This is a genomic window from Rhodovulum tesquicola (genome assembly GCF_024128855.1).
GTDB classification, from domain to species: Bacteria; Pseudomonadota; Alphaproteobacteria; order Rhodobacterales; family Rhodobacteraceae; genus Rhodovulum; species Rhodovulum tesquicola.
The window spans coordinates 1-9170 of record NZ_JAMYDV010000039.1; the positions used below are offsets into that span (position 1 = coordinate 1).

Annotated in this window: 12 protein-coding genes and 1 tRNA gene; 9 read left to right on the forward strand and 4 right to left on the reverse strand. The window is 67.2% G+C overall.

Translation table 11 applies throughout. From position 1 onward, the window contains the following. Window positions 1-97: transposase domain-containing protein (locus NHN26_RS16870; RefSeq protein ID WP_435594217.1), on the forward strand; the 97-nt coding region annotated here is incomplete at its 5' end. A 496-nt stretch (window positions 98-593) separates the two neighbouring features. Here the strand turns inward: NHN26_RS16870 and NHN26_RS16875 are convergent. From NHN26_RS16875 to NHN26_RS16885, 3 genes are all read right to left on the reverse strand, one after another. Next, window positions 594-670: transfer RNA gene (locus tag NHN26_RS16875), tRNA-Met, on the reverse strand. 706 nt (window positions 671-1376) lie between these two features. Beyond that, the gene (locus NHN26_RS16880; protein WP_253090492.1) at window positions 1377-1706 is read right to left on the reverse strand and encodes a hypothetical protein; all 330 of its coding nucleotides are present in this window, start codon (window positions 1704-1706) and stop codon (window positions 1377-1379) included. A gap of 49 nt (window positions 1707-1755) precedes the next feature. Continuing rightward, entirely contained in the window at window positions 1756-2526 is a 771-nt protein-coding gene (locus tag NHN26_RS16885) for an XRE family transcriptional regulator (protein ID WP_253090493.1), read from the reverse strand. 146 nt (window positions 2527-2672) lie between these two features. Between NHN26_RS16885 and NHN26_RS16890 the strand changes: the two genes are divergently transcribed. The 7 genes from NHN26_RS16890 to NHN26_RS16920 are packed head-to-tail and all read left to right on the forward strand — an operon-like array spanning window position 2673 to window position 7613. Next, window positions 2673-2981, forward strand: coding sequence for a helix-turn-helix domain-containing protein (locus NHN26_RS16890; protein WP_253090494.1), 309 nt, complete (start codon window positions 2673-2675; stop codon window positions 2979-2981). Beyond that, window positions 2978-3439, forward strand: a complete 462-nt coding sequence (locus tag NHN26_RS16895) for a hypothetical protein (protein WP_253090495.1) — start codon at window positions 2978-2980, stop codon at window positions 3437-3439. The genes NHN26_RS16890 and NHN26_RS16895 overlap by 4 nt, the downstream gene beginning before the upstream one ends. Continuing rightward, a complete protein-coding gene (locus NHN26_RS16900) occupies window positions 3439-3735 on the forward strand; it encodes a hypothetical protein (RefSeq protein ID WP_253090496.1) in 297 nt (98 codons plus the stop codon). Before NHN26_RS16895 ends, NHN26_RS16900 begins: the two co-directional genes overlap by 1 nt. Continuing rightward, complete coding sequence (locus NHN26_RS16905; protein WP_253090497.1) at window positions 3732-6227, forward strand: phage tail protein; 2496 nt, start codon at window positions 3732-3734, stop codon at window positions 6225-6227. Before NHN26_RS16900 ends, NHN26_RS16905 begins: the two co-directional genes overlap by 4 nt. Further along, window positions 6227-7216, forward strand: a complete 990-nt coding sequence (locus NHN26_RS16910; RefSeq protein ID WP_253090498.1) for a hypothetical protein — start codon at window positions 6227-6229, stop codon at window positions 7214-7216. Before NHN26_RS16905 ends, NHN26_RS16910 begins: the two co-directional genes overlap by 1 nt. After that, window positions 7213-7389 carry a hypothetical protein gene (locus tag NHN26_RS16915; RefSeq protein WP_253090499.1) on the forward strand — a complete coding sequence of 59 codons (177 nt, stop codon included), beginning with the start codon at window positions 7213-7215 and terminating at the stop codon, window positions 7387-7389. The genes NHN26_RS16910 and NHN26_RS16915 overlap by 4 nt, the downstream gene beginning before the upstream one ends. Further along, entirely contained in the window at window positions 7386-7613 is a 228-nt protein-coding gene (locus tag NHN26_RS16920) for a hypothetical protein (RefSeq protein ID WP_253090500.1), read from the forward strand. Before NHN26_RS16915 ends, NHN26_RS16920 begins: the two co-directional genes overlap by 4 nt. Before the next feature lie 86 nt (window positions 7614-7699). Here NHN26_RS16920 and NHN26_RS16925 read toward each other — a convergent pair whose 3' ends face one another. Next, the gene (locus NHN26_RS16925) at window positions 7700-8119 is read right to left on the reverse strand and encodes a hypothetical protein (protein WP_253090501.1); all 420 of its coding nucleotides are present in this window, start codon (window positions 8117-8119) and stop codon (window positions 7700-7702) included. A gap of 3 nt (window positions 8120-8122) precedes the next feature. Between NHN26_RS16925 and NHN26_RS16930 the strand changes: the two genes are divergently transcribed. Beyond that, complete coding sequence (locus tag NHN26_RS16930; RefSeq protein WP_253090502.1) at window positions 8123-8848, forward strand: hypothetical protein; 726 nt, start codon at window positions 8123-8125, stop codon at window positions 8846-8848. The last annotated feature ends 322 nt before the right edge of the window (window positions 8849-9170 follow it).

Below are 9170 nucleotides of genomic sequence, written 5' to 3' on the forward strand. Positions count from 1 at the left end.
CGCCTATCTGAAATCCACCCTCGAAGCCATCGCCGCCGGCCATCCGCAAGGCCGACTGGACGAGTTGCTCCCGTGGAATTACCAGCCGTCAACCTGAAAACCGGGTGGCCGTCCAACGACGCTTACGGATCAACTCGTCCCCGGCCTCTTTCAAGACCTGCACGCGCCTCCGCCCGACACTGTCGAGACGTTCCGGAACGCCTCCCGACGGATCGCTTTTTGATGCCACTTTGACGGTAGTGTCATGGCCCGCCATCATCCGGTCGGCGGAGGGCGCGATCACCAGGTTCCCGGCGCGGATGACTTTCAGCGCCGTCCAGAAACGTCCGCGGCCCTTACCTCCGTTTTTCCCGTGTCCGCAAAGCCTTCGGGGTCATTCCCCTCTTCCCTGTCTGCCCAAAAGGTAAGCCTCCCTGCACCACCGTGCGGCCCACTGCCGCACGCCAGGCACCCCGCCCCCGCGGGGCTAGACCCCCGCATCCGCGCACGCGTCAGCGCCGCGATCGTGACGCCCCGGGACAGGGAACTCGACGTGGTCGTCGAAGGAATTCTGGGGGCTTTCCCGGGAGACAACCCGCGGTGTCGGGTCATGATGGTAGCGGAGGAGGGACTCGAACCCCCGACACAAGGATTATGATTCCTCTGCTCTAACCAACTGAGCTACTCCGCCAAGAGCGAGGGGCTAGTTAAGGGAGGCGCCGGGGGGCGTCAAGGGGGAAACTGGGGCGGTGAGGCGGCGACCCGTGCATCACGTGGGCGGTGTCGTGAAGAGCTGCGACGCCTTCTCGTTTCCACCGCAACAGTGCGGACTTGTCGGGTCTGTCTCCGCCTAGTCCGGCTCGCCTGCCAGTTCCCGGCTGACGCTTCTGAACTGCTCCAGCGCGGCTTCCAGATTCTCGACGATCTCGGCCGAAAGTGTAGGGGGGTCTTACCTTTTGGACAGAGCGGAGAGAGGGAGAGGACCACCCAAGGCATTGCGTACACAGAAGAAAACAGGGGTGACGGCTGTGAGCGCTTCTGGACGGCGATGAAAGTCACCGGGGAAATCATGGGGTGGAATCGCACATTCGTCTATCACCTGGCAAACATTCCCCGCGCATCAGGCAATCATGGTGCAACATTATGAAACACATGAGAAAAGGCGCGTATGGCACTGTGGGCCGGAACCGTTCCGCGGCGGCGCGGCCGGTGGCGGTCAGCGCCCAGGGGAGCGTCAAGGTGGGACGATTGCGTCCCACCTTGACGCTCAGCGTCCCACCTTGATTTAACATCGCCGGATCAGTGCGTTACGCGGCGAGCGGCACACTGAAACCGCTGGCCGAGGTGGGACGCTGGAGAAGCGTCAGAAACGGGGCCCAGCGGGGCGGTCCTGACGGTCAGGTCCGGTTCTTGAGCGTGTCGATCGCGGCCTGTAGCTCCTGGATCGTCTTCGGCTTGCGGTAGCCGAGCGCGTCGACCTCTTCCGCGCTGTTCCGGTTCGGCGCGGTGCTGGTGGCCTGTGACGGCTGGGCGGTGCGGCCCAGGATGGCATCCCGTATCTCGGTCAGGCGGGTCAGGGCGAGATCGAGCGCGAGCATCAGGACACCGCTGACCAGGAGCGGCACCACGAAGACGAGCGGATCGGGCGCGTTGATGCCCGCGGCCCAGACGACGCACAGCACAGCGGCGGCGAAACACGCCCAGGCGGCCCACTTCACGAACAGCATTCCCGTCTCCTTCTCTCCAGCCAGCGATGAAACCCTAACAGACAGCCCATCACGGCGTCCTGCAGTAATAGACCACGCGGCCGACGATGCGGAGCTGGTCGATCATGTCGCGGCCGATGGTTTCGGGGGGATAGGCGGGGTTGTCGGAGATCAGGTCGGCCAGGCCGTCGAGGCGGCGGCGGATGCGCTTGACCAGCAGATCCTCGCCCACGTTGATCACCATGATGTGGCCGTTGCGGATTTCGGTCTGGCCGTGATCGACGACCAGGAGCGCGCCGTCGGGAATGGCGGGCTGCATCGAATCGCCCGAGGCGGCGATGACCGAGCAGCGGTCGGGGTTGGCGCCCTGGGCCCGCAGGAAGGCGCGGTCGAGGGCCAGCGCGCCCAACTGCACCTCTGGCCCCACCGGCATGCCGAGGCCCGCCGAGGCGTGGATATCGAACAGCGGCAGGTGGACGAACCCCGAGGGTCCGGTTGCGACCGGCCCCGGCACGCCTGTGCCCGTCGCGGCGCGCATGGCGCGTTCGTACATCGCCCGATCCTGGGCGAGGAGCGGTTCCCAGGGCGACCGGGGCACGTCTGACAGGGACATCTCGCCTTCGCCGGTGACAAGCCAATCGATGCTGATGCCGAACTTGTCTTTGTAGAGCTTCAGGAACGCATGGTCTGGGATCGATGTCCCGCGCTCGTACCCACCGAGCGTCTCGGCATTCATTTCTAGCGTCGCCGCCAACTCTTTGCGCGTCTTGAAGCCAGCAGCCTCACGAACCTGCGTGAGCCTACGCCCCAACTCACTGTTAACAATAGGCTTTCGACCCATGAACTCTAAACAGAGCTTTTCTGTTTACAAACAGAGCAACTCTGTTTACTCCTTTCCCTACGGCTACAGGCTCAGGCCTGCGGCCCTTGTGACCGACACACCGACAAAAGGCGGGTGGTGCGCACCCGCCCCTTGCAGGAGGCTTCATGGAACAGAAGAAACCGGACCCGGTGCTGGACTGGCACGGCATCAAGGCCGAGCTGCACCGCCGGGGCATGACGCTGACCGAACTGGGGCGCCGCAACGGGATGGACCCGTCGCTGTGCCGCAGGGTCAACGCCCAGACCAACTATCGGGCCCAGAAGATCATCGCCGACTTCCTGGACCTGAAGCCCGAGCAGCTGTGGCCCGACCGCTATCCCAAGAACAAACCTCGGATCCTCGATACCGCGAAATACCCGCCCGTCGAAAGGGAAAAGGATGACGCGGGCGCTGACAAGAGGCGCTGCGCATGAGCGGGGTTTCGTCCAGGGCGCAGCCGGGCGCTGACATCGAGCGGCAACGCCTGGGCGAGCGGATCGCCCAGGTTGTCGAACGGTATGACACGAAATCGGCGGCTGCGCGGGCTGCCGGCATAACCGCCGAGCAGCTGAACAAGTGGATCAAAGGGACCGTGAAGGTCCCTGTCGATGGCTGCCGCGCGTTGGCCGAAGGTGTGGGTGCCGATCTGAGCTGGCTTATCACCGGAGAGCCCCAGCCGCAGCCCCAGCCCCAGGCGCAGACCGGCCGGCAGGCGGCCCTTTCCCCGCTGCCCGCCGAGACGGGCGGCGGCGTCCTGGCGACGCTGGCCTCGGCCGCCGCCGCGCTGACCTTCGACGACGTGGCGGGCGGGGTGGCGCTGGCCGTGCTGTTCACCGCGGGGCTGTGGGTCGCCTATGGCACCGGGCTGGCGATGTGCGGGGGGTGCTGGTGATGGGCGGCGTGACCGTGATCGACCCGGTGTTCCGGGAATGGCTGGTCCGGTTCCGGGAAGCGGCCGAGGCGTCGCAGCGGCTGAACGACGAGCTGGGCGCGCTGATGCTGCAGGAAGACGACAGCGACTCCTATATCGGCACGCTGGTCCGGCTGAGCGAGCGGGCCGAAGAGGCGTCGGACGCGGTGGCCAAGCTGGCCCATGCCGGCGTGACGGCGGGCGGGTTCGACCTGATCGAGGGTTTGCTCGACCTGCACGACGCCCTGCGCGCCCGGTGCGCGGGGGGCGCGGCATGAACGGCGTTCTTCCGACCCCCTTGCCGAACCCGTTGCTGGATGCAGCGCGGGTGGCGGTTGCAGGCCTGACCGAGCCGCAGCGCCTGGGCGGGGGGCGGGACGGCAAGAACGTCTTTGCCGTGGTGGCGAGCTTCGCGCTGATGGCCGCCACGGGCTGGATCGCGGCGGGCGGGGTGAAGACCGCCGGGGGACTGTTCGCCGCGGGCAGCCCCAGCGCAACGCTTCTCGCAGCGGGCGTCAGCTATGCCGGGTCGCTGGTCCTGTCGTCGCTGGTGTCGACGCCCATGGCGCGCCAGCAGCAACGCAAGACGCGCAATCCGGGCGATGCCGGTGCGGCGGGCAACCTGCTGGAGGCGAACGCCCCTGTCCCGCGGGTCGTCGGCGAGATGAAGGTCTTTCCCCCACTGGCCGCCGAACCGCTGGTCTATTTCGACGGCCCCGACGAGGTGGTCGAAGCGGCCTTCGTGCTCGCCGGGCCGCATCGGATCGAGGATATCCGCGTCGGAACCGCCGAACTCGGCACGCTCAGCGGTGTGGATTACGAGGTGCGCGAAGGCTGGCCGGGGGACTCGCGCATATCCCTGCTGCGTCGCCAGGCCCGGACCGAGGCGCTGCAGACCGAACTGCGTGGTCACCAGGTGGGCGACGACGGGCTCACGCTGGACAGCGCCACCGGCGATACGGCCAGTGCGTTGCCGCAGGCCGTGGCATTCGCCACACGCGATGCGCCGGACGAACACTGGCTGCACCTGGTGTTCCCGGGCGGGCTGCATCGCAACGGCGACGATGGGCTGGCCCTGCGCGTGCCCCTGCGGCTCCGGATGCGGCGGCTCGGCACCGAGGAGTGGATCGACCTGCCCGAGCTGCATTTCCAGGGCTCGGATGTCCGGCAGATGCGCAGCACCATCCGACTGATCTGGGCCGATGACGCCACGACCTCGCCCGGCGCCTCGCCCGGCGAAGGCTGGGTCCATGCCCGCGTGACGGCGCCGGGCCAGACGGCTGCGCCCGCCTCGGACGACTGGTCAGCGCATCCCTATTTCGCGGGCGCGGGCGATCCCTGGCTCGATGCCAACAACCTGGGCGCCACCGGCGTCCGGCATGTGATCATGTCGCGATACGAGGCGCGGATCATGCTCGATCCCTCCGTGTTCCCGAAGGGACGCTACCAGATCGAGATCCGCCGCGGGGCGGCCTTCCGGGCATCGACCTTCTCGGCCGCGGGCTACACGGTGGGCGGATCGGTCTGGGATTTCTGGGGCGTCAGAGGAACGCCCGGGCAGATCGTCTACGGCCGGAATGGCGTCATGGATACGCTGCAGCTGGTGCGCTCTGTCTCGGTCTGGAACGAGCACCCGCTGCCCACCGATGCCCTGGCCATCGTTGCGGTGCGCGCACGAAACCGCAATCTCGACTCGCTCAGTTGCCGGGCGGGCGGCTATGTGCGCGACTGGAACGGCAGCGCCTGGGCCGACTGGACGGTGACCGACAACCCCGCCCCGCACCTTCGGGCGATCTGGACCGGCGCGCAGAACCTGGACCCGGTTCCGGCCGACATCATCGACGATGAGGACCTCGTCCAGTGGCGCGCGGCCTGCGACGACCTGGGCTACCGGTGCACCGCGATCTTCGACGGGCAAACCGTCATGGAAGCGGCCGAGATCGTCGCAGGCTGTGGCTATGCCAAGCCCCGCATGTCCGAACGCTGGGGCGTTGCGCGCGACCTGGACCGCTCGGCCGAGGCCCCCGTACAGATCTTTACGCCCCGGAACTCCTCGGGCTTCGAGTGGACCAAGGCGTTCCCGCGCCTGCCGCATGGGTTCCGCGTCAGCTTTTCTGACGCCGAGCGGGATCATGACACCCGCCAGATCATGGTGATGCGGCCCGGCTACAGCGACGATTCCGGGCTGGTCGAACAGGTGCGGTACGAGGGTCTCGTCACCGAGGCCGAGGTGCGCAAGCGCGCGGAATACGACCTCGCCCAGGCGGAAGTGCGCGGGGTCTATTACACGATCGAGGCCCCGGCCGAGGCGATCGTCTGCAGGCGCGGCGACCTGGTCGGCGTCGTGCATGACACGCTCTCTGCGCAGGCCGGGGCCGGTCGGGTGATGGACGTGGCCCTGGACGGGGACGAGGTTGCCGCGATCCGCCTGGACAACCCGGTGCCTGTCTCGAACGAAGCCGACCTGCTGGCCGTCACGGACATGCGGGCCGTCACGGATATGCGGGCCATTGGCCGGCGCACCGGGGCCGCGATCCGGCGCAGGACCGGCACGGTCACCGTGCATGCCGTCGCGGGCGCCACCGGCGAAACGGATGTCCTGGAATTCGACCCGCCGATACCGGCCGCCGGGATCGCAGAGGATGTGCTGGTCGCGGTGGGCGATCTGGGGCGCGAGATGCTGCGTGCGGTGGTCTTCGCGGTCGAGCCACGGGCGGATTTCATGGCCAGCCTGACGCTGGTCGACGAAGGAAAGGAGCTGTGGGCCTGATGGGAACGCGCGACATCTTCTCCGGGTCTTCGGCCGGACCGATTCCCGGCCCGAGCTTCCTGGATCAATACGCGATGCACATGGCGGCGCTGTACCGCGCCAGCTGCTTCCCGCTGACGGGGGTGGCGGGGGTGAACACCATCACGGCCACGCTGGATCCGCCGCTGGGGCCCAGCGGGCTGATCGACGGCATGCGGTTCGGGATCAGCTGGGCGTCGGTCAACACGGGCGGCATGACGCTGTCGATCGGGGGGCTGCCGCCGGTGCCGGTGCTGGATGCCGAAGGCGCGACGCTTCTCCCGGGCTCCGTCAGCGCGGGGCTGCGCAGCACGCTGGAATATGTCGGCGGGGCATTCCGGGTGCAGAGCCCGTTGTTGGCCGGTGCGTCAGCCTACGCGGGCACCTTCTACTGGCAGTTCGAAGTGTCCGGGACGTGGACCAAGCCGGGCGGGTTGCACGATAATCGGTTGGTGCGGGTGCACGCGATCGGTGCGGGTGGCGGCAGCAGCGGCTATACTCCGGGAGGTGGCGGCGCGTGTGCGATAGGGATTTTCCGTGCGGCGGAGCTTCCCGGTGCGGTCAGCATATTGATAGCCGCTGGTGGCGTTGGGCGCACAGACAACAAGCCTGCGGGCAGCGCAGGCGACACCACTTTCGGATCGCTTTTGACGGGCCACGGCGCTGATAAGGCGGCGGCGGGCCAGCCGGTGCCAGCCGCTCCAGGGGGGATGTTTGCGCGTGGCTTGGGCGGTGGCTGGAACGCCTACCACTGCGGCGGATATTCCGATCCGGCGGATGAGGGCAAGGTGCATGGCTGGTGGGGCGGGGGCGGTGGGGCGCGCAGTTCCGATGGGGGTGGTCTATCCGCATTCGCCGGGCGGGGCGGCAACGTCAACGAGAGCGGGGTCGCGCCCGGCGGTGGCGCGGGGCGGCGCACGTCGGGCGGGCCGTATAACGGCGCGCGTGGCGAAGTGAGGATCTGGATATGAGACTGGCACAGGTCGAGGCAGGCGTCGTTGTCAACGTGATTGAGGCTGCACCCGGCGCGGTGCCCGACTGGGCCGCAGGCTGGCCCGAGGCGGGCGAGGCCGGGCCGGGCTGGTCCTATGCCGACGGCGTGTTCACGCCCCCGCCCGAACCCCCGGAGGAACCACAACCATGATGATCGGTCTATCGACAGGTGTCGCCGCACAACAGTTGGCCGGCGGCGGGCAGAGCCAGCAGAGCCAATGGCACATTGAGCCGATCGTGCTCGCCGAGCCAGGGGCAACCGGATTAACCGTATTGGCCAGCCCGGAAATGCCCGCCCCGCCCCCGCCGAATGTCACGGCGATTCCGGGCGAAAACGGCGAGCCTGGATTCATTGTGTTCGCCTCGGCGGCATGACAGGAGCTGTTCGAGCGGGCCAAGGCCTCGGCACGGGGGGCGCGGGGAGAGCTGCTGGTTGCCGGCTGAGGCCTCGGCCCGCGCCGTCACCCATTCAAGTAGGCCTGAACAACGGCCTCTATCGCTGCAGCGTGCTTGTAAAGGTCGGCCGGTCCCTCGACGCGCACCTTGGTCTCGACCTTCTCGGCATCGAAAAGCCCGATGTTCTTCGTGGTTGGCGAGTTGAAGTAGAGGCGACAGATCGGGCGGCGGTTGTTGTCGTCCATCAGGATGGCGCAATAGCTCTTGGCGTCCCTGATGGTGATCCGCTCGATCGGGGCAAACCTGGCGGCAATGGCGCGCACGATCAGGAACCCCTCGCGTTCTTCGTCGGTCGTCTCGATCTCGGCGTCGTCCGGCACCCGCACCGGGTCGGTCTTTTCGGGCGGCGGCGAATGGTCCCCGCGCAGCTTGATGCTCAGCGTGTCCTGTTCTGCGGGTGCGGAACCACGCTGCACGCAGCCCATGCCATGGGTCGCCGCTGGATCGGGATCGATGTTGCGATCCAGGCCATGAGCGTTGTGGGCGACCGCCTCCGCACGTACTTCCCGGCCATCGACTACGACGTGTTCGGAATCCCCCGTAGCGTCGATGGCGCCCTGTACCTGGCCGAGAACCACCCTTTCAAGTTCGAGGAATGGGCCGTCACCCGGATCGGCGGCATGCATTCCGGCAAGTATCGCGGCGATCGCGGGATCGACGGGATCTTCTACTTCCTCACCGGCAACGACCGAAAGAGCCGCGGCATCATCTCGGTCAAGGGCGGCCGCAATCTCAACCCGGGCATGATCCGCGATCTTGCCGGCACGCTCGAGCGCGAGCGGCGGGAGACGCGCGATCCAGATGCCATCGCCGTTTTCATCTGTGCACACGAGCCCTCGCGGGGCATGCTCAACGAGGCCCGCCAGGTCGGCACTGTCCAGACCACAACCGGCCCTTTCCCGGCGATGCAGATCCTGACCGTGCGCGAAATCTTCGAGGGCGCGGCCATCCGGGTGCCTGCGCTTTACGACAGCGTGGCGGCTGCTGCTGCCGGCCGCCAGCGCGGGCGCTCCACCAGCGGCTTCGTCGACCCGCGTGAACTGGCTCGGCAACGCGCGATGCTCTTTACTTTCGACGGAACAGGCCCCGCAGCGGCCCCCGCCCGGCGCGACGCCGACCGGCCCATGCCAGCCCAGCTTCGCATGGCCGTCTGATCTCCCGACTGTGACAGCGCGACATCTCGTCAGAAACGCCCTTTCGATACTGGATCCTGACGGCTGACGGAAATTTTCGTGCAAAAGCTGCAACGCTACCGTGCAAAAGCTGCCGCCGCGCTACAGAAAGCACGTCTGGTTCGGGCAGGCTGTCGATGTCCTCCAGGCTGTCGTCCTTCAGCCAGAAGATGTCCAGGTGGCCTGCTGCCGGTTTCGTGGACACGAAGATAAGATCGTGACCAAGGACCTGGAGATCGGACATGGTAAGACGGAAGTTCACGAAGGAGTTCAAGTTTGAGGCTGTGAAGCTGGTGACAGATCG